The organism is Pseudarthrobacter sp. lyk4-40-TYG-27 (genome assembly GCF_030209295.1).
Lineage (GTDB): Bacteria > Actinomycetota > Actinomycetes > Actinomycetales > Micrococcaceae > Arthrobacter.
In genome coordinates, this window is record NZ_JARVSH010000006.1 from 19796 (window position 1) to 38834 (window position 19039).

The 19039-nt window shown below is 61.1% G+C and carries 16 protein-coding genes and 1 pseudogene; 4 read left to right on the top strand and 13 right to left on the bottom strand.

Annotation, left to right across the window (positions count from 1 at the left end; genetic code table 11):
- Positions 1–18: 18 nt before the first annotated feature.
- Complete coding sequence (locus QRM96_RS11890; protein ID WP_205679365.1) at positions 19–441, bottom strand: PAS domain S-box protein; 423 nt, start codon at positions 439–441, stop codon at positions 19–21.
- 201 nt (positions 442–642) lie between these two features.
- Positions 643–1125: an Lrp/AsnC family transcriptional regulator gene (locus tag QRM96_RS11895; RefSeq protein ID WP_056387789.1), complete on the bottom strand. Its 483-nt coding sequence runs from the start codon at positions 1123–1125 to the stop codon at positions 643–645.
- A 137-nt stretch (positions 1126–1262) separates the two neighbouring features.
- Here QRM96_RS11895 and ald point away from each other — a divergent pair, with 137 nt between their 5' ends.
- From ald to QRM96_RS11910, 3 genes are all read left to right on the top strand, one after another.
- Positions 1263–2378 (top strand): alanine dehydrogenase, encoded by a 1116-nt coding sequence (ald, locus tag QRM96_RS11900; RefSeq protein ID WP_166183130.1) that lies wholly within the window; start codon positions 1263–1265, stop codon positions 2376–2378.
- Between the two features lie 66 nt (positions 2379–2444).
- A complete protein-coding gene (locus QRM96_RS11905) occupies positions 2445–2702 on the top strand; it encodes a hypothetical protein (protein ID WP_133830829.1) in 258 nt (85 codons plus the stop codon).
- Between the two features lie 488 nt (positions 2703–3190).
- Positions 3191–3685: an HtaA domain-containing protein gene (locus tag QRM96_RS11910; protein WP_285319836.1), complete on the top strand. Its 495-nt coding sequence runs from the start codon at positions 3191–3193 to the stop codon at positions 3683–3685.
- A gap of 132 nt (positions 3686–3817) precedes the next feature.
- Here the strand turns inward: QRM96_RS11910 and QRM96_RS11915 are convergent.
- The 11 genes and pseudogenes from QRM96_RS11915 to QRM96_RS11970 all read right to left on the bottom strand — a co-directional run bounded on the left by QRM96_RS11915 (position 3818) and on the right by QRM96_RS11970 (position 17049).
- Positions 3818–5088, bottom strand: a pseudogene (locus QRM96_RS11915) (ISL3 family transposase).
- A 293-nt stretch (positions 5089–5381) separates the two neighbouring features.
- Positions 5382–6146, bottom strand: a complete 765-nt coding sequence (locus QRM96_RS11925) for a type 1 glutamine amidotransferase (RefSeq protein WP_133830830.1) — start codon at positions 6144–6146, stop codon at positions 5382–5384.
- A 207-nt stretch (positions 6147–6353) separates the two neighbouring features.
- Positions 6354–8138, bottom strand: a complete 1785-nt coding sequence (locus QRM96_RS11930) for a helix-turn-helix domain-containing protein (RefSeq protein ID WP_133830831.1) — start codon at positions 8136–8138, stop codon at positions 6354–6356.
- A gap of 4 nt (positions 8139–8142) precedes the next feature.
- The gene (locus QRM96_RS11935) at positions 8143–9303 is read right to left on the bottom strand and encodes an NAD(P)/FAD-dependent oxidoreductase (RefSeq protein WP_285319837.1); all 1161 of its coding nucleotides are present in this window, start codon (positions 9301–9303) and stop codon (positions 8143–8145) included.
- A complete protein-coding gene (locus QRM96_RS11940; protein WP_133830832.1) occupies positions 9300–9536 on the bottom strand; it encodes a ferredoxin in 237 nt (78 codons plus the stop codon). Before QRM96_RS11940 ends, QRM96_RS11935 begins: the two co-directional genes overlap by 4 nt.
- A 5-nt stretch (positions 9537–9541) precedes the next feature.
- Positions 9542–10735: a cytochrome P450 gene (locus tag QRM96_RS11945; protein WP_285319839.1), complete on the bottom strand. Its 1194-nt coding sequence runs from the start codon at positions 10733–10735 to the stop codon at positions 9542–9544.
- Positions 10732–11472, bottom strand: a complete 741-nt coding sequence (locus tag QRM96_RS11950; protein ID WP_133830834.1) for a gamma-glutamyl-gamma-aminobutyrate hydrolase family protein — start codon at positions 11470–11472, stop codon at positions 10732–10734. Before QRM96_RS11950 ends, QRM96_RS11945 begins: the two co-directional genes overlap by 4 nt.
- A gap of 1 nt (position 11473) precedes the next feature.
- Positions 11474–12247 (bottom strand): SDR family NAD(P)-dependent oxidoreductase, encoded by a 774-nt coding sequence (locus QRM96_RS11955; RefSeq protein ID WP_133830835.1) that lies wholly within the window; start codon positions 12245–12247, stop codon positions 11474–11476.
- Positions 12248–12313: 66 nt separating this feature from the next.
- The gene (locus tag QRM96_RS11960; protein ID WP_243835349.1) at positions 12314–13759 is read right to left on the bottom strand and encodes a glutamine synthetase family protein; all 1446 of its coding nucleotides are present in this window, start codon (positions 13757–13759) and stop codon (positions 12314–12316) included.
- Between the two features lie 220 nt (positions 13760–13979).
- The gene (locus tag QRM96_RS11965) at positions 13980–15686 is read right to left on the bottom strand and encodes a diflavin oxidoreductase (RefSeq protein WP_133830836.1); all 1707 of its coding nucleotides are present in this window, start codon (positions 15684–15686) and stop codon (positions 13980–13982) included.
- Positions 15676–17049 (bottom strand): aldehyde dehydrogenase family protein, encoded by a 1374-nt coding sequence (locus tag QRM96_RS11970; RefSeq protein WP_133830837.1) that lies wholly within the window; start codon positions 17047–17049, stop codon positions 15676–15678. Before QRM96_RS11970 ends, QRM96_RS11965 begins: the two co-directional genes overlap by 11 nt.
- A gap of 379 nt (positions 17050–17428) precedes the next feature.
- On the opposite strand from QRM96_RS11970, the gene QRM96_RS11975 reads away from it, so the two are divergent.
- Positions 17429–18952, top strand: a complete 1524-nt coding sequence (locus QRM96_RS11975; RefSeq protein WP_133830838.1) for an APC family permease — start codon at positions 17429–17431, stop codon at positions 18950–18952.
- Positions 18953–19039: the final 87 nt, after the last annotated feature.

Below are 19039 nucleotides of genomic sequence, written 5' to 3' on the forward strand. Positions count from 1 at the left end.
GTCGGTGGCGGCCGGGGTTCAGCTCTTGCTCGTCATTTGAGCCGTGATGTCTTCCGCCCCGTGCAGGACATAGACGAGCTTGCCGTCATCGTCGAAAGCCGGAGCGTTCAGGGGCTGGAACCACCGGGGCTCGAAAATCCCGTCTGAGTTCTCGATGTCATAGCGAACAGGCGGAAGAATATCGATCTTGCCGGTTTCGACAACACGCTCGATGGAGCTGCGCAGAATCTCTGTTCCCTTGGCGTCAGGGTTGTCCGGGTTGTCCGGAAAAGCCTCGAGGATGTCCATGCCGACGATTCCCTCGCGGCTCTTTCCCGTAGATGCAAGGAACGAGTCAGTGGCAGCGACGATCGTTCTGTCGGGGGTGACGATGATGTATTGGTTCGGCAGACTTTCGAAGATTTTCTGAAAGTCGGGGTTATGTGCATCTGAGGATGACACTTCGACTCCTTTCCCTGATGAGCGACTCTTTCGCGTCTCGTATTGCCATTGCAGCAGGTGGGGCCGCCCCCCACTAGTGCAATACATGGACTGGAAGGAGTCAGCGTCCCTGCTGTTTCGCCGACCAGGGCCTGCCGCAGATGTCGGGAAAAACGGGGATGCCCTTTGGCTTGGGCCATCGGCGGCATTTGTCCCAGATCCCTAGAGTCCGAAGGCGGTTCCGTGGCCATGCTCGAACACGAGGTTGGTCTGGGTGCCTGCGACGGCAGGATTCGATGACAGATGGTCCAGTACGAATTGACGGATGTGCTCGGTATTCCTGGCCGTGATGTGGATCAGGAAATCATCTGCACCGCCAAGAACGAAGAATTGCTTGATCTCGGGCAGGTCCCGCAACTCATTTCCGAAGGCATTCATCAGGTGCCGGGCCCCAGGCCTAAGCCGCACGCTGACCAGGGCCTGGAGGGGCAGGCCCATTGCTTCGGGTGCGACTTCGACGGTGAAGCGCTTGATTACCCCCGACTCTTTGAGCGCCTTGAGGCGGGCAAGACAGGTTGACGGCGCAAGTCCGAGGGCCTCCGACAACGACTGATTGGTACGCCTTGAATTATTGGACAGCAGGCCTAGAAGCTTGTGGTCCACTTCGTCCAATGGCACCTGTTGCAGTTTCTGCGAGTCCGACACTCTGTAACGCTCCTCACAATGCAGGAATTAATGAGCTGCTTCCATTCTGCCGCAGATCCTGCGAGCAGGGCTCACGTTTCCGCATTTTCTGTCATTCTTTTGCCCACAAGCATCAATCCCCTCAGAAAGCATGAGTCATGATCATCTCCGTCCCCAAGGAAATCAAGAACAACGAGTTCCGCGTCGCGATCACTGCCGCCGGCGTCCACGAATTCAAAGCAAACGGCCACGACGTGCTCGTGGAAACCGGCGCCGGCGCCGGTTCCGGCATCAGCGATCAGGAGTACGCCCTTGCCGGAGCCGAGATCGTCGAGACCGCAGAGGAGGCCTGGGCGCGGGCCGACATGGTGATGAAGGTCAAGGAACCCGTGGCATCCGAATACCGGCACTTCCGTGAGGGCCTGCTACTTTTCACCTACCTGCACCTTGCAGCGGAACCCGCACTGACCCAGGCGCTTGTCGAATCCGGTGTCACCGCCATCGCGTACGAGACCGTTCAGGAAGGCCGGGCACTGCCGCTGCTCGCCCCGATGTCCGAAGTGGCCGGCCGGCTCTCCGTCCAGGTCGGTGCGACCTCGCTCATGGCGCCGGCAGGGGGCAAGGGTGTGCTGCTCGGCGGCGTTCCGGGCGTCCGTCCCGCCAAGGTTGTCGTCCTCGGTGCAGGCGTCGCCGGCACCAACGCCGCGGCCATGGCGCTCGGCCTCGGCGCCGACGTCACCATCCTGGACATCAACATCAACCGGCTGCGCGAGCTGGACGCCCAGTACCAGGGCCGCCTGAAGACCGTAGCGTCCAACTCATACGAGATCGAAAAGTCCGTTATCGATGCTGATCTCGTCATCGGCTCCGTCCTGATCCCGGGCGCCAAGGCACCCAAGCTCGTCACCAACGACCTCGTGGCCCGGATGAAGCCCGGCTCGGTGCTCGTTGACATCGCCGTGGACCAGGGCGGCTGCTTTGAAGATACCCACCCCACCACGCACCAGGAACCCACGTACAAGGTCCACGAGACGATCTTCTACTGCGTGGCCAACATGCCCGGCGCTGTCCCGAACACCTCCACCTACGCCCTGACCAACGTCACGCTCCGCTACGCGGTGGCTTTGGCCAACTACGGCGTCAAGGGTGCTTTCGACCGGCTCCCCGCTCTCGCCGGCGGTCTGAACGTGGCGGCAGGCAAGGTCACCCACAAGTCTGTCAGCGATGCCCACGGGCATGACCTCGCCGACTGGCAGGACCTGGTAACGGTTTAAGGCATCGGCCGTGTCTGCCCGATAGAAGGCAGACACGGCCCGCTTCACAGGAAGGGAAAGCATCGAATGGCATTTCACCTGCAACCCAAGTGGCAGCCGCTGATTGGCCAGCCGGTCATTGTTAAACTTCAGGATGAGGAGATCCGGCGCGGAGTTGTCGATGCAGTCACCGACGATGATCAAATCCTGTGGCTCGACAGTGACGGCGCTGAGCCCCGCCGGCTATTTCACCGGGCAGACGGTTTCAACGTGTGGGTCGACTACAAGTGGGAAACCGAGAGGTTCAGCCGTTGCCCTGACTTCCAGCGGGAGGCTGCATCATGAGGGGCGGGCAGTCCAAGGCGGCTGGATACGTACAGCATCGGGAACGGTTTCACAGTGATAATGAATTGTCAGCAGCAATCACCAGGCTGCGTTCCCAACGGGACAACAGTGAAGCGTCAGGTGTTCTTGTCACCTGGCACGGCCCCTGGTCCTACACCCTGGAGCTCTGCCACCGGATTCCTCCCGGGCTCGTCTACGAGTGCATCGCGTCTGAACGACTGAATATGGCACTCTAATTCAGACCCGGCCTGACGGGCCGCGCCCATCAGCGCTCCCCCAGCAGGCTCGTAACCTCAACGACCGTCCTTTCCGATGGGCGCCAGGCACACGGTCCGCGCGAATGATGTGCCCGCAGTACATGTCGATCACCTGAACCGCCACGAAAATGGTCGAAGATGAACAGCCGCAAGCCCCTCCCCTACCTGGTGTGTCAGAGAGCGGGGAGCGCCACCGGCCCTGTGCAACCTGGCAACGACAAAGGAGCCCTGATGTCCGAACTCACTGTTGAAAGAGCAGATCTCGGCATGGCATGGGCGGTCAAAGACAGCTTTGTCCGCTACGTGCAGTCCATGCATGACGGACGCATACTCTTGCGTGACGGTGCTGCCGTGACCAATACCCGGCAGTTCTATTTCCCGTTCAAGAGCCTGGACCAGTCTGCCGGTGACCACTTTGTGCTCCAGTTCGGTGGGGAGGCGCGCTTCCTCGCCCACCATGGGCTTATGTCGGTCGCAATTTGCAACCCAAAAATAGAAGTCGGGCCGGACGGGGCATGCCTGTCCATCGAGCAAGGAAACGAGACGGTGCAGCTCGCCGATCTCCGTTTGCCGGCGGTGTCGGTGGAAGACGGCGTAACCATGTGGGCGAATGTCCAGGTAGCGTTGACCAGCGCAGGAGCGGCTGTCTTCGCAGACAGCTACTCAGCCGGAGAGACCCTGGCTCCGCTGACCATGAGAGCACCATCCTTCGAGAAAGTACCGTGACGTCGTCTTTGAGGGAACCTGTTCGACACCGCTTGGGGCCGGTGCTGGGAAACACCTGAAGACACGGGTGCGTTTGTTTGTTGCAAGGAGCTCAAGATACGTAGGCGCTTCAACATACCTGGCCCTTCGCGTTTAGGCATGGTTCGTTTGTTTGATCCGGTAGGGGCGGTGGCCGCCGGCGGCGAGTAGGCATCTAAGTCTGTAGTTAGTGAAGTTGCGGAAGCCACGGGCGATTCTGCGGGTGGTTTCGATGACGCCATTTATCGCTTCGGTGGGTCCATTGGAGGCGCCGTTGGTGTCGAAGTAGGCCAGGATCGCTGCCTTCCATTGTTTGAGCGTCCGGCCCAGTCGTGAGATTTCCGGGATCGGGCAGGACGGGAACGAAGCGATCACTTCGTTGATTAGTTCCCTGCCTCGCTCGACCTCGTGGTGCGGGTCCCCGAGGGTGAGCTTCGCGTCGAGCCGGGCGGTTTGTTTGTCGGTGAGGTGTTCGGCGCCGACTTGCAGCGCCCGGCGGATGCCGTAGAGCGGATCGCCCTTGCGGCCGCGGTGTCCGAGGGTGTCCTGCTGGACGCGGCGGCGGACCTCATCGACCATGGCCGATCCGAGTTTTACGACGTGGAACGCGTCCAGGACGGTGATGGCTTCTGGCAATTCATCGCGGATTGCGTTCGCGTAGCCACGGAACGGATCCAGGGCCGCTGTCTTGATGCCGGTGGTGAAGGCGGCACCGCGCTCTTTGAGCCAGTCGGCGTAGGCCTTCCCGGACCGTCCTGGAACGAGGTTCAGCAACCGGGCGTGAACTATGCCGCGGGCGTCCCGTGTGTGGTCCACGATCCCGGTGACCATGCCGGATCCCGGCGGGCCCGTGTGTGACCAGACATGCTCGTCGACGCCGAGCGCGTTCACGCCGGCCAGCCGTTCCGTGATGCCGATGCGCCTGGTGGCCTCTGCCTTGATGGCGTCCCAGACGGTGTGCCAGGAAAAGCCGAGCTGATGGGCCAGGGCTGAAACGGAAGTGTCGAAACGCTGCAGCGCGTCGGTCGCCCATGCCACTGCCCGGGCGGTGAGTTTCGCCCGCGGCCCGGCCAACGGGTGTTCCTCGGTGAAGGTGTTCCCCCGGACAGTCCGGGTCGGGGCAGCGCCAGACGCGATTGGCCCACAGCAGCCGCACCGGACGACCGAAACACGGGGTGTCATGGAGACGAACCGGCCGGCGGCCGTGCCCGACCGCGACGACGCCGCAGCCCGGACAGCCACTGAGGGTTTCACCGGTTTCGACGTGCAGAACCAGGCCGTTGGCGGTTGCTGTGACGGAGTTGATGTGGAGGCCCTCGACACCGAGCAGCGCATCCGGCGCGCGTGCACCAGCGGCCACCGGAACAAGACATAGAGTTATTCATGTCAGGGTCTCTTTTGGGTGTTGGTTTGCTTGGCCGCAACCAATTCAAAGAGGCCCTGACCTTATTCCCACCGCACCACGCCGCACCGACAACATCCAATGCCCGGCGGGGACAGTCTCAGCCAGCACTAACCACGCTCATCTGCGAAGGGCCACATACCTGGCGCATCCGATCACGACGGATATGGCATGTTCCCGCCCCCTTGGAATGACTGGTGCCGGGGGCAGGAGGCGCGGCGCCGGATGTCCAGGACACGTCCAAGCCGCAACGGCAGCGCCGCCACACCACTTGGTCTACTGGGAAGCCACTGTTGCGGTCGTTCGGACCAGGTGGGCGAAGCGTCGTGCCATTGCCTCAGTATGCTCCCTCACAATCTGGTCTTGATTCTCGAACGCCTGCATACCATGCCCTGCCCGCTCCATGGCAACCGCGTCATTCTCGTCGACCAGGGATAGCCACTGGCGGTAGACCGCCGGCGACAGCTCAGGGTGAAACTGAACTCCCCACGACATTTCGCCTACCCGGAAAGCCTGATGCGGATACTGGGCGGTCATCCCGAGCCAGACCGCCGAAGGTGGCAGGTGGTCGATCATGTCCCCATGCATGGCCCCGGCGCAGAAAGGGCCCGGTAACCCGGCCATCAGGGGATCCCCGGCCGCCTCGGACCGTAATGCTACCTCTACGACTCCCGCCTCGAGGCCCTGGTCGCCCCTGGTCACCGTACCGCCGAAAGTCTGTGCCATCAGCTGAGCTCCGAGGCATATCCCAAGTGTGGGCTTCCTGTGGCTGGCAGCAGCTGCCATAAGGCTGCGGATGTGGGCAAGCCAGTGATAGACATGGTCGTCCAGCGAGCTCATGTCACCGCCCAGGACCACCAGGGCGTCCTCCCGAAGTATTTCCGGGATCACGTCGTCATTAAATGGCTGGACAATTCTGGTGGTTATACCCTCATCGTGCAGCCACAGGCCGAGACGGTCGATCGGGCAATAGGGATCCGGCTGTATGACGAGGGCCTGCAAAGTGCCGGCGCCTCGGGAAAGATCTGGCTGGTAGGTCATGCTCGAATTCCTTATCGGGCGATCGGAGTTTCCAATACTTCAAGGTAGCGAACGGCATCGCCGCGACCGCAGTGCCATTTGCACATGGAGATCCGAATGTGTGTGCTTGCAGAGCTGAGGCATTGGCGCTTCGGATGGCTGGGGTCGACACTATTCACACCATGGGACGGTCCTTGAACAGGAATTTAGTTTGGGCGGCCGTTGCCGTCACTGAAGAACCGCGCGCTGGCCTTCCCGCACCGCCAACCGTGCGGCAATGCCTGTGGGTAGCCAGTCTCCGGATTCTTCGAAGGAATGACCGATGAGCTGCTCTACGCGCTGGAGGCGTTGCCGGAGCGTGTTGCGGTGGATGTGCAACTTGGAGACCGTGTCCGCAATGGATCCCTTGTTGGATAGCAGCATGGCAACTGTTTCGGCCAACTGGGTTCCATTTTCTGCGTCGTAGCGCATGAGGGACCTGAGTTCAGCGAGCACGTCCTTGATCTCCGCAGACATCCCTTCCCCTACGAGCGGCACGTCCTGCAGATGTTCTATTTCGCTGAAAGAGGTGACCCGTCTCCCGGACGTCCTGGCAACCAGTTCTGTCCATGCCAGTGCGGTCTCGGCGTCGGAAAGCGCAGGCTGCAGGGAAGCGACATCGCGGGCCACCGGACCGAGGCCGGCGAAGGCTGAGACGCCGCGGTGTTCGTCGAGCTCAGAAAGAGTTGTCTCCAGCTTCGCCTTGATCTCCTCTCCCGTACCGGAGGGGGTATCAATAAAGAGCAGGCTGAGGGGTCCCTCCGTGAAGACGAGGGACCGTGGGCCGGCCAGTTCCTGCAGGTAGGGGGCAATGCGCCTGGACACCGCATCCGAGTCGAATTTCAGCCGTTTCACCCGTACCAGGACAGGCAGTGTGCGGCCCTTTGACCAGCCTGACTCCTCCAGAATGCGGGCGAATGTGCTCGTGCCGACGCTTCGAAGCAGGCGTGAAGCATGGGAGGAACCTACCGATTCCAGTTCTACTGCTTCAAACAGGGCGGCCAGTTGGGAGCAAATGGCGCTGAGTCGGTCAAGTTCCCTGGCGGAATAGCGGCGTGGACGGTAGCAGGTGACGATGCCCCGGGTGCTCGTCAGGCCGAAGGAAACAGATATCCGCTCATGTCCGGCGAAGTTGGATTCGATAAATTCGGAGGTTGCTGTTCGTGAGTGAGTGGTTCGAACCACTGTTCCGCTTCGCTCGCCCTTGTCCATTGCGATGGCAGTGGGCGGGGATGTGGCTGGACCACGACCGAAATATTCGATGACGCAACCGTCGGAGCTCATGTGCTTGAGGATCGACTGGGCGGCCACTTGAGCGCATTGCAGAACCGAAGTGGCGGAGTTGATCGGGAAATCTACAAGGAAATGTGCTGCTGCAGACTGACGCCGCAAGTCATCAACAGTCTCAGCCTGCAGCAGGCCGCTGGCAAGCAGCATGCCCACCTCGTCGGCAATCAGCTTTGACTCCCACGTGAAGGTTTCCTCGACATACGACCAGAGGCTGAATACACCCAGGAGCGTCCCGGTCGGAGCCACGATCGGGACTACCAGCATCGAGTTGAAATCTTCTTCCTGCAGTTCGCTGATGCTGACGAACCGCGGATCCTGCTGAATGTTTTTGTTAAGGACAACTGACTGCCGGGTAAGCCCCACCCAGCCGGTTACCCCCTCGCCGAGGCGAAGGGTGACCCTTCCAACTTGCTGGCTCTGCACTCCAGCGGTACCTGCACGCATAACAAGAACTTGTTCCTGTTCATCCCACAGGTAGACGAAAACCCCTGCTGAGTTTGTTGCCCTGGCAACCAGGTCCACTGCCCTTTGAGCAAGCGCGAGCGGATCGGGTCCTTCCATCATGAGCTGCGTGAGCTCAGACAGGGTATCTGCCCGGAGCTCTGCTATTTGGAGTTTTTGGCGATAGTCAGCCGGCAGGACCTCGTTCGGTTGCGGCGCCGCGGGCTCAGCAGGGGTATTCATCTTTTCAGCTTAGGAGGCTCATGCCCATGGAGGCCCGACTGAACTGCCTTGGCGCGTTGACGCCAATCCAGGCCGCCTCCTCCTCCGCGGATCCGATCCGGTACAAGGCGGCGTTGCGTTCCTCGGCAGCGTAGACCTGCACAAGTTCGCCTTCCGGCGGAAGCATCCCGTGTACCTGGACCTTTCGACCAAACTGCTCCGTCCATCCGTACGGAGCCTGTTCCAGTTCAATGGATTCGAAGCCGGCGAAGTATTCAGCCAGGGCTGCACCGTGCCGTTGCGCCTGAGTCCAACTCTCGAACCGCCGAAACGTTCCGTCCTCGGCCTGCCGTGCCGAAACGTCTCCGATAGCGAAGATCCCGTCAGCGATTTCACCGCTGGTCAGCAGCGCCTTCCCGTCGGCAGTGCAACGGACTCCGTTGGAAATGTCGAGGTCGCTGTAGGTCAGCCATTCAGTATTGGGCCGGGCGCCGACAGCGCTGATAACAAGGTCGGCGTGCAGGTCCAGGCCGCTGACCTGGACTGTCCATGCGGCATCGGTTTTCTGAATGGACTCCACAGCAACTCCAAAGTGGGTTACAACACCGGCCGAGTGCATCCATGCCTTTGCTTCTTCCCCCAGATGTCCTGAAAAGAAGCGCTGCATTGGTTGCGGAGCCAGATCCACTACGGTGACCGCAAGCCCACGCTGGGCCAGTGTGGAGGCGAGCTCCGCACCAATGGTTCCGGCGCCGATGATGATCGCACTGGCAGCCCCTGCATCCACGGCATTGCGCAGGGCGAGGGCATCCTCGGCGGTTCTCAGGCTGAGAACGCCTGCCGGCTCTTTTGGCAGTCTGATGGAACCGGCTCCGGATGCGATGACGACCGCGTCAGCCGCCACTTCTCCGAGCTTGTCCAGCAGAACAGTCCGCTTGTCAGGGAGCAGCCCGATCGCCTTTGCGTTGAGGATCGGCGTAGCCTCCGGCCACCACTCGGCCGGTTCGACGGAACCAGTGCCTAAAAGAAACTGCTTGGATAGCGGGGGCCGGTCGTAAGGCGCATTCGGGTCGGAATCTATGACGATAAATTCGCCTGCAAACCCAAGCTCACGGCTGCGTTCAATCAGCATCGCCGATGCAACCGAAGCGCCAATAATCGCGACCCGGTCTGGCAGATGTGTCACGACGCCGAAACCTCTGCGGCTTTTTCGCCGGCCTCGGTCGATTCCCGTTCAAGGATTGCCCGTTCAGGGCAGTTCCGGATGGCCTTGCGGACGTTCGGCTCGTCGCCGCTGTTTTCGCGGCCAGGAATGACGTGCGCATAGCCTTCCTCGTCGATCTCGAAGGTTTCGGGTGCCAGCGCCCAGCACCGGGCGTGGCCCTGGCAACGCCCTCCATCGACCCAAAGTTCTCCCATAGTGATCAAGCTCCAATCTTGAGGGTAAGCGGGCCGACGCCGTGCCACGGCTCGTCGTCATTCGCCCGTTCAAAGTGAGGGACAGCCTTCAGGAATTCCTCCATGGCAATAACCATCTCGGCGCGGCCAAGGTTCGATCCAAGGCACCGGTGGATACCGCCGCCGAAGGCCAGATGGCGGTTGTCTTCACGGTCAATCTTGATTTCATTGGGTTCTTCGTAGACCTCCGGGTCCCGGTTGCCCGCGCCGAAGACGAGCACGACGCGTTCCCCGGCCTTGATCTCCTGGCCACGGACAACTGTGTCTGCTTTTGCTGTGCGGGCCATGGCCTGGACCGGAGAAAGCGTCCGCAGGAACTCCTCGGCAGCTGTGGGGATCAGGTCCGGGTCTTCACGCAACTGCTGCTGGGCGTGCGGGTTGCCGGCAAGGTACCAAAGGGCGGACCGGATTGCCCAGGCGGTCGTATCCAGCCCGGCCAGGAAGAGCAGGTAGCAGTACGACAGCAGATCTTCACGCGTGAGCTTCCGTCCCTTCACCTCCGCTTTCAGAAGCTGGGTGATCAGATCGTTGCTGGCCTCTGCTTCCGGTCCGGCCTTTTCCCGTTCGTCGAGAAGGCGGTCGAAGTAATCGTTGAGCTCGCGTCCGGCCGCGTAGGCCGTTTCAGGATGGGCCGTGCGCTCATAGATGATCTCATCGATCCACCGGTCGAAAATCGGCCAGTCCTGCTCCGGATATCCGGCCAGGCGGCTAAAGATGATTGTCGGCATCGGGCGGGCAAGCTTCGCCGAGACATCAACGACGTCGCCCGCCGCGAGGACCTCCTGGCAGAGCTGCCGGGCGGTCTCCCGCATTCCCGGGCCCAGCTTGGAAACATTCATGGGAGTGAACATCGGCAGCAGGATCTTGCGGAAGTCAGCGTGGGTCGGCGGATCGATGTCAATCGGGATAAGGGGGACATCGGTGCCGAAGGCAGGGAGGAGCATGGAGGGACCGACAGCGAAAGTGTCAGGATCCTGCTCTGCATTGAAGATGTCTTCGCTCTTGGTGATGTACCAAAAGCCCCCATACTTGTCGCTGTGACCGACAGGACCGTTGGCGAGCATGTCCTGGTAGTCGTCGAAAATGTTGTCGAGTGCCCGTCCGTGGAAGTCAAAGTCTGACTTGTTGTGGCTGAGCCCGCGCTCGGTTTCTGTGCTCATGAGAATTGCTCCTGAAGTAGTTGCTCTGACTGTGCGTGTGCCGCGGCCTTCTCCACGAGATCCACGAAGAGAGCCTTCTGGGCTTCGTCATAATCGACCATGTGTTCGGGATGCCACTGCACCCCGATCAGGCTGGCATCATCGGCTTCGATTGCCTCAATAACATCGCCTTCCCGTCCCACAATGCGAAGGGCTTTCCCGAGCCTTCCCAGGCCCTGGTGGTGGTAGCTGTTCACCGGGATGCTCAGGCCTTTAGCGATCCGGGCAAGTTCGGAATCAGGTTCCAGCTGCACCCTGTGCCACGGTTGGTGCGAAGGGTTGTCCTGCCAGTGCCCTCGGTCCGGGCTTACTTCCTGGACCAGGGTTCCGCCGCGAATGACGTTGACAAGCTGCATTCCCCGGCAGGTCGCCAGGACCGGTATGCCACGAAGCATGGCCTCGTTGTAAAGCTCGATCTCGAAATCGTCCCGGATATCGCAGACGTCATAGACCGTGTCGATCGGGTCCTCGCCATACAGTCGGGGGCTGATGTCGCCGCCGCCGGTGAGGATGAGCCCGTCGAACCCTTCAAGGGCCGCATCGGGGATTGTTGCCGTTGACGGAAGAATGGCAGGACGGCCGCCCGCGGCAAGGACGCCGTTGGCGTAGGCCATGTTCTGGACTGTTGAAGGCATCGGGCCGAAGGCGGTATCGACGGTTTGCCGAGCCGCTGAAATGGCAATAAGGGGCGCCCTCATGTCAGTAAACCAGCCAGCCACCGTCGACGTGGATGGTGGTACCGGTCACCCAGCTGGCCTCGTCGCTGGCCAGGAACGCGACGGCGTTGGCAACGTCGGACGGGCGGCCGATACGTCCGAGCGGCGTACGGTCAAGGAGGAACTTCACGGCCTCTTGGTTCTCCAGCACGGACTTGGTGAACGGGGTCTCGATGAAGCCCGGGGCAACAGCATTGACGCGGATCTTGGAAGCCGCGGTTTCGATGGCCAAAGCCTTCGTGAACATCAGGAGTGCACCCTTGGAAGCGTTGTAATGCACCTGGGGGTGCCCGCTGCTGGCGATGACGATATGGGCCTCGACTGATGTGATGTTGACGATGGCGCTGGTTGAATCGTCGCCTCGGGCGGCGGCGCCCTTCTCCAGCAGCGGACGTGCAGCCTGGCTGACCAGGAACGGGCCTGTGGAGTTCACGGCGAAGACCTGGTCCCATTCGGCAACGCCGAGGTCATCGAAGTTGCTGCCCTTGACGATGCCTGCGTTGTTGACGAGGGTGTCGAGCCGGCCGAACTTGGCATCGATCTCGGCCATGCCGCTGCCGACCGAAGCCTCGTCGGCGACGTCCATAACAACAGGAACCATTTCCGGGTGCTGGCCAACCAGGCGCTCGAGCGCGGCCTCGTCACGGTCGAGGGCTACGACGGTAGCGCCCTCCTTGAGCAGCTTTTCTGCGATGGCAAGGCCGTTTCCGGACGCGGCTCCGGTGACTGCGGCGATCTTTCCGGGGTGAGTAGTCATTGGGTGTTTCTTCTTTCTTGGTAAGGAAAATGGTGGATTGAACGCTTCTCAGCGCTGCACTGGGCGCTAGATTCGTTCCAGGTAACGTGCGATTTCGAAGTCGGTGACACTGGTCTGAAGCTTGCGGAGCTCCCAGCGCCTCGTCTGGACGTAGTGCGTGACGAAGGTTTCACCGAAGTACTCCTTGGCGACCTCGCTCTTCTCGAACTGTTCGATGGCCTGGCCGAGTGTTGCGGGGAGCTCCTTTACCTGGTGTCCCTCCTCCAGGGCGTATGCGTTGCCTACCACCCGCTTGGGAGCGGTCATCTTTGTGTCCACGCCGTGCAGGCCGGCGGCGATGCTGGCAGCGATGACCAGGTAAGGATTGGCGTCAGCGCCAGGTACCCGGTTTTCGATGCGCGCAGCACTGCCCGTTGACGGGATGGACCTGATGGCAACCGTACGGTTGTCCAGGCCCCAGGTGGCGCTGGATCCGGCCCATTGCCCGCCTTCGGTCCGCTTATAGGAGTTGATGGTGGGCAGGTAGAGGGCGGTAAGCTCCGGCGCCGTCTCGACGACGCCCGCCAGGTAGTTGTACCCGACGGCGCTCAGCTCGCCGGGCTCCTCGGCATTGGCGAAAGCTGACTTGCCGGATTCCGGATCCCAGAGACTCTGGTGCATGTGGCCGGAGGAGCCGGCCCACTCCGGGTTGATCTTGGCCATGAACGATGCCGTGTAGCCGGCTTCAGCTGCGACCTCCTTGACGGTGGCCTTAAGCCGGAGGGCGTTGTCCGCGGCTGCGAGAGCATCCGAGTAGTGGATGTTCATCTCGAACTGGCCCGGGCCGTTTTCGCTGTTGCTGGCCTCGATGAAAATGCCCTGCTCAGACAGGCGGCGGCGGATCTCGCCGATGAGGAACTCGGTGCCTGTGTCCCTGACGAGGCTGTAGGTGTGGCTGCCAGCCGTGATGGGAGTCAGGTCACGCCAGCCGTTGGCGGCAAGCTCGGTTGGAGTCCCCTTGAACAGGTAAAACTCGAACTCGTAGGCGCAGACCGGCGAGTAACCGAGGTCTTCGGCTTTCTTCACAACCCGCTTAAGAATGCTCCGGGGACAGATCGCCGCCGGCTCGCCGGACATTTCGTAGGCATCGCAAATGACGGATGCGACCCCAGGTTCCCCCGGAACAACCTTCAGGGTGTTGAGATCCGGCAGCAGGGTCACGTCAGGGTAGCCCGAGTCCCACCCCGTGTAGCTGAGATCAGAAATGATCTCATCCTGAATGTCCCAGCCGAAGATGATGTTGCAGATGTTTGTGCCGCGCTCAGCGACACTTTCCAGGAAGTACCGGGCGGGGATGCGCTTGCCGCGCCACACACCGTCCAGGTCCACGACGCCCACTTTGAAGGTTTTGATGTCGTTTTCGGAGACGAACTTTTGCAGTTCGTCGTGGGCTGACCCTGCGGCGGTTTTATCCTGCATGTCGATTGCCTCGAGTTCTTGGAGGTCCTCCGGGACCTGTGTGATCGGATTCACTGTGTACCTCTTTATCCTCATTGATATCGGTTACTAAAGACACTAAATGCGGGGTCTCGCGGGCGTATGTGCAAAGTGCACATCATGATTGCCGGCTACATGCATTCGGTAAGCCACGTCACATTTGAGACCGCGTCCCTGCACTCAGGCCAAGGCTTTGTTGTGTTCCTGCCCGGTTCCAGGGGTGCGAAAATCCCCGGAACCGAGCGGGCAGGCAGGCTTAGTAGACGTCCTTGACGTAACGTCCTTCGCCTTTCATGGACTGCAGGTAGTCGTGCGCCAATTCGGGCGTCATTCCACCGTGGCTGATGAGCACGGCCAGCAAGGCTTCGTCAACGTCAGGTGCTATTTGTTTGCCGCCGCACACGTAGACCGAAGCACCGCCCGACAGCCAGGCAAAAACGTCTTCACCTTCCTCGCGGATCCTGTCCTGGACGTAGACCTTGCCCTGTTGATCCCGGGAAAACGCCAGGCTGAGCCGGTCCAGCACTCCATTGGTCTGCAGTTCTTCCATTTCATCCTGATAGAGCCAGGACGGCTTCTCGTGACGGTCCCCGAAGAGCAGCCAGTTCCGTCCCCGGGCCTGTGAGACTTCGCGCTCACGAAGGAAGCCGCGGAACGGGGCAATTCCGACGCCTGGGCCGATCATGATCACATCAGTTGAGCTGTCGTCGGGCAGGTGGAACTCGTGGGCCGGCAGCGGGAACACTTTCATGGCCGTCTTGGTTTCCGCGGCGGACTGGAGGAAACCGCTGCAAGCGCCCGAATGCCGGCGCCCGGCAGCCTCGTACCGCACGGAAGAGACCGTCAGGTGGACACGGTCACCGTCAGCAAGTGGACTGGATGCGATGGAGTAAGACCGGTGCTGCAAAGGCCGCAGCATTGGGATGAACTCGTGCGGATCAACATCTGTTGATCTCGTTTCCTGCAGGACGTCCAGCATGTCCCGTCCCCACAGCCAATTCTCCAACGCCAGGCGATCACCGGACTCGACGAGGTTCCGCACGGGATGATCGGGCGCGAGATCTTCAACCAGCCAGGCCACGATGCCCAGATGAGGCAGCCGAAGCTCATAGTCGTTTTGGAGGGACTCGCGTACTGTCTTGCCGTCGTTACCGAACACCTCGCTTCCCTCGAGGCCCAGAAAGGCGAGGAGGTCATCGACGAGCTCGCCGGAGTTGGCCGGGATTACGGCGAGTGAGTCACCCGGCCGGTAGTTGCGGCCGTCGCCGCTGACCTCCAGCTCATAGTGCCAGACCTCTTTTTCAGACTCCGGAGCGCTCAGGAGGCGGGCCTCGACGACAGTGGCCGTATCAGGTTCCCGGCGGGTGGTTTTGGGCTGCTCAGCGGGCGTTGTTCCCGGGGCGGAGGAGGCTTGCGGGGTTTTGCCTGGCTTCTTGGGAACAACTGTCTTGAAGGTCTCAAGCATGCCCTTGATCCACTTGCCCGACGTCAGGTCATAGTCGACATCGCAGTCAAGGCGGTCAAGGATCCGCTTGCCGCCGAGTTCGCCAAGACGTGTGTCAAGGTCGATGCCGGCCTTGCAGAAGTCTTCGTACATCGAGTCGCCAATGGCAAGGACCGCGAAGGGCACATCCTCAAAGAGGTCTGCGCCAGCGCTCTGAAGTTGATCCCAAAACGGTTGCGCGTTATCGGGCATGTGGCCGTTGTCGTGTGTGGCGGTAACGATCAGCAGCCGGTCCTTGCGCGCCGCATCTTCGGGGGTGAGCATGTCCAGGCTCATCAGCTCGGCTGCATAGCCCTGGGCGTTTGCCTTGTCCACGATCTTGGATGCCAGGAATTCTGCGTTCCCGGTCTGGCTGCCGTAAAGCACGCTCAGGGTCTGCACAGCACTGTCTGTTGCACCGGAAACTTCGGAAGAGATGCCTTGGTCGGTGCGGACCAGTTCCCCTGTCTCAGTTGTCACGATCAGTCCTTACAAAGACGGTTTTGAGTTCGGTGTAGGCCTCGATGGCTGCCTGGCCCAGTCCGCGGCCGATGCCGGACTGCTTGAAGCCGCCAAAGGGCGTTTGCATCCGGATCGAAGAGTTGGAGTTGACGGACAGAGCCCCGGACTCCACTCCCCGTGCTGTCCTGAGTGCCTGGCCTACATCGTTGGTCCAGATGGAGCCGCTGAGCCCGTAGATGGAGCTGTTTGCCAGGGCGATGGCTTCTTCCTCGGTGTCAAAGGGGATGACCGAGGCGATGGGGCCGAAGATCTCATCAGTTGCCACCCGGCTCTTGGGGTCCGGCGCAATAACGATCCGCGGTGCCATCCAGAAGCCGGGACCCTCCGGTGCCTCGCCTGCGGTGACAACGTTCAGTCCGTCACCGAGGAAGCTGGACACGGATTCGCGGTGGCTGGCCGATACCAGAGGGCCGAGATTTGTTGTGGCATCGAGCGGGTTACCGATCTTCAGGGCGCGGGTCGTTTCGATGAACCCTTCAACGAACTCGTCGAAGACTCCCCGCTGAACGAGAAAACGGCTGCGGGCGCAGCAGTCCTGACCAGTGTTGTCGAAGACAGACATAGGCGCCGCCTGGACGCACTTTGCAAGGTCTACGTCGTTGTAGACGATGCTGGCGGACTTGCCACCCAGTTCGAGGGTGACCCGTTTCATCGTCTTGGACGCTGCCTGGATAATCGACCGGCCGGTTTCGGTGGAACCGGTGAAACTGACCTTGTTAACGCCGGGGTGTTCGGCAAGGGCGTTACCGACGCGTGCCCCAGAGCCGGTGAGGACCTGCAGCGCGTCGCCGACGACGCCCAGTTCGTTCACGATTTGGCCAAGACGGACAGTGGACAGCGGGGTGAGGGCCGCAGGCTTAACGATTACGGCGTTGCCGCAGGCGAGGGCAGGTGCGATACCCCATGACGCGATCGGCAGAGGGAAGTTCCACGGGGAGATGACGGCTACGACGCCCATCGGCTCACGGAAGGTCATGCTGATGCCACCGTCGACGGGAATGGTGTCGCCGAGGATCTTGTCGATAATGCCCGCGTAGTACTTGAAGCATTCGGCTACTCCGAGCACTTCCTGCCGGGCGGCGGCCAGCGGTTTGCCCACGTCGGTTGATTCGAGCAAGGCCAGCTCGTCGGTGTGCGCGATGACAGCGTCCGCGATGGCCCAGAGGGCGTCACGGCGTTCGGCGATAGGCTTCCGCGCCCAAATGCTCTGCGCCTTCCGGGCACGCTCGACGGCCGCGTCAACCTCAGCCAAGTCGTACGAAGGGACTTCACCAATCAGTTCCTCTGTAGCGGGGTTGTAAACGGAAATAATGCTGCTCATACTCGGGTGCTCCTTCAGGAGAGTGGATTTCGTCAAAGATTCCTAGTCCCATGTGGAGTCTGGGAAGCTCCGTTGGTATCGAGCATGCCCGGGCTCCGGCCAGGGAGCGAGTGCGACGGGCACCACATCGATGTCAGGCATGTGCAACCTGCACACCGGGGTGACATGCGCCAAAACTGTGCATTGCGACCATGAGCGGTGGGGATAGTGTGCAGAGCTGACACAGCAGCGTGTAAGGAGCGACTTTAGGCTGTAACCCAGTTCACAGCAGCCGTGGCAAGGGGGCCACGACTGCAGTTGGATTTCAGCGGTGCTACTCATTTTCGCCCTGTCGAAAGCATCGTGAAATGACTAGGCTTCAAACGTCCGGGAGGGACGAATGGCAACTAATAATGTTCAATTTGAGCCGGTGGATGCCGGACCCAACGGACTCCTGACCCCCGACAAGTTACTCGGCCGCGGGCTAGGTGTCGGATCAATCGTGTTCATGGTTGTGGCTGGTGCCGCACCGATGACAGCTGTCGTGGCCGGCTGGCCTGTGGTGGTATCTGCCTCGGAAAGCACGGGCGGTCCACTGTTCTTCCTCATCGCCACGGCGATCCTGTTTCTGTTCGCGATTGGCTTCACGCGTATGACGCCGTTCGTGAAAAATGCGGGGGCCTTTTACTCCTACATACAGACTGGCCTCGGCCGGGGCATGGGGCTAGGGGCTTCCACCTTTGCACTGGGTACTTACCTGCTCCTGTTTCTTGCGCTGTGTTCATACCTGGGATCAGCGGCCCAGACCACTGTTCACGATCTGGGCGGCCCGGATCTGCCTTGGTGGCTGTGCAGTCTGGTGCTGATGGCGATCTGCGGTGCTCTTGCGTACCGGGACGTCGAGCTCTCCGCCAAGGTGCTGGGTGTGGTCCTGGTCATTGAAACGGTCGTTCTGTTGGCAGTAAACATCGGGGTGGTTGTCCACGGCGGTGCGGAAGGTTTGAGCGGTGACTCACTGTCCCCCGCCCGTCTGGGTGAAGGTGTCCCGCCGCTGGGCGTCATGTTTGCCTTCTTCTCATTCATTGGTTTTGAGGCCACCGCTGTTTTCCGCAACGAAGCGCGTGACCCCGACCGCACAATACCGCGCGCAACGTACATCGCCGTCCTCGCTGTCGGCATCTTCTACACGTTCACCGCATGGGCCATGCAGGCCGGTATCGGTGACAGCAACATCGTTGAAGTGGCTACGAATGATCCCACCAGCATCGTGGTCGGTTTGGCCGCGAAGTACGTCTCCCCTGTCCTGGCAACTCTCCTTCAAGTCTTCCTGATCAGCAGCCTCTTCGCCTGCATTCTCACGTTCCAGAACGTGCTGACGCGCTACCTGTTCACCCTCGGAACGCAGGGCGTGCTCCCCTCCGGGCTTGGCACGGTCCATCCCCGACACCGGGCTCCTTCCAGGGCCTCGTTGACTGTGTCGGTCGTGGCAATTGCCCTGCTTGGGGTCGAGGCGCTCCTCGGGCTAGACCCGGTGACGCAGGCGTACACCTGGTTTTCGGGATCAGCAACACTCGGCGTGGTGGTTCTGATGGCCCTCACGTCATTCTCGGTGCTCGTGTTCTTCCGGAGAAAGGCAACAGGAAAGCTGTGGGCCACGCTGTTTGCTCCCGCTCTTGCTGTGATCGGTCTCGGCGCGATTGTCTTCCTGGTCGTGCAGAACTTTGGGCTTCTTGTCGGCGGTGACCTGGCTGCAGGCATCCTGCTAACGGTCATGGGAGCCCTGTTTGTCGGCGGTTTGGTGACCGCACTGGTGATGCGCTCAAAACGGCCCGAAGCATACGCCGCGCTTCTGCCCCCGGTATCAAGCCAGGAGCACGAACCGGCCAAAAGCGAGAACTGCGCTACGGCGGAAAACAAGAGCTAACCCCCCGGGATTCCGGACTCGTGCCGGGCCCGAGGCACTGCTGTGGTGACCTCCAGAACGACGTCACCACAGCAGTGCCGAACCCGT

Excerpts from the sequence above, each read along its gene's own strand:
- ald (WP_166183130.1), top strand. The coding sequence starts at position 1,263 with ATGATCATCTCCGTCCCCAAGGAAATCAAGAACAACGAGTTCCGCGTC.
- QRM96_RS11905 (WP_133830829.1), top strand. The coding sequence starts at position 2,445 with ATGGCATTTCACCTGCAACCCAAGTGGCAGCCGCTGATTGGCCAGCCG.
- QRM96_RS11910 (WP_285319836.1), top strand. The coding sequence starts at position 3,191 with ATGTCCGAACTCACTGTTGAAAGAGCAGATCTCGGCATGGCATGGGCG.
- QRM96_RS11925 (WP_133830830.1), bottom strand. The coding sequence starts at position 6,146 with ATGACCTACCAGCCAGATCTTTCCCGAGGCGCCGGCACTTTGCAGGCC.
- QRM96_RS11930 (WP_133830831.1), bottom strand. The coding sequence starts at position 8,138 with ATGAATACCCCTGCTGAGCCCGCGGCGCCGCAACCGAACGAGGTCCTG.
- QRM96_RS11940 (WP_133830832.1), bottom strand. The coding sequence starts at position 9,536 with ATGGGAGAACTTTGGGTCGATGGAGGGCGTTGCCAGGGCCACGCCCGG.
- QRM96_RS11945 (WP_285319839.1), bottom strand. The coding sequence starts at position 10,735 with ATGAGCACAGAAACCGAGCGCGGGCTCAGCCACAACAAGTCAGACTTT.
- QRM96_RS11950 (WP_133830834.1), bottom strand. The coding sequence starts at position 11,472 with ATGAGGGCGCCCCTTATTGCCATTTCAGCGGCTCGGCAAACCGTCGAT.
- QRM96_RS11955 (WP_133830835.1), bottom strand. The coding sequence starts at position 12,247 with ATGACTACTCACCCCGGAAAGATCGCCGCAGTCACCGGAGCCGCGTCC.
- QRM96_RS11970 (WP_133830837.1), bottom strand. The coding sequence starts at position 17,049 with ATGAGCAGCATTATTTCCGTTTACAACCCCGCTACAGAGGAACTGATT.
- QRM96_RS11975 (WP_133830838.1), top strand. The coding sequence starts at position 17,429 with ATGGCAACTAATAATGTTCAATTTGAGCCGGTGGATGCCGGACCCAAC.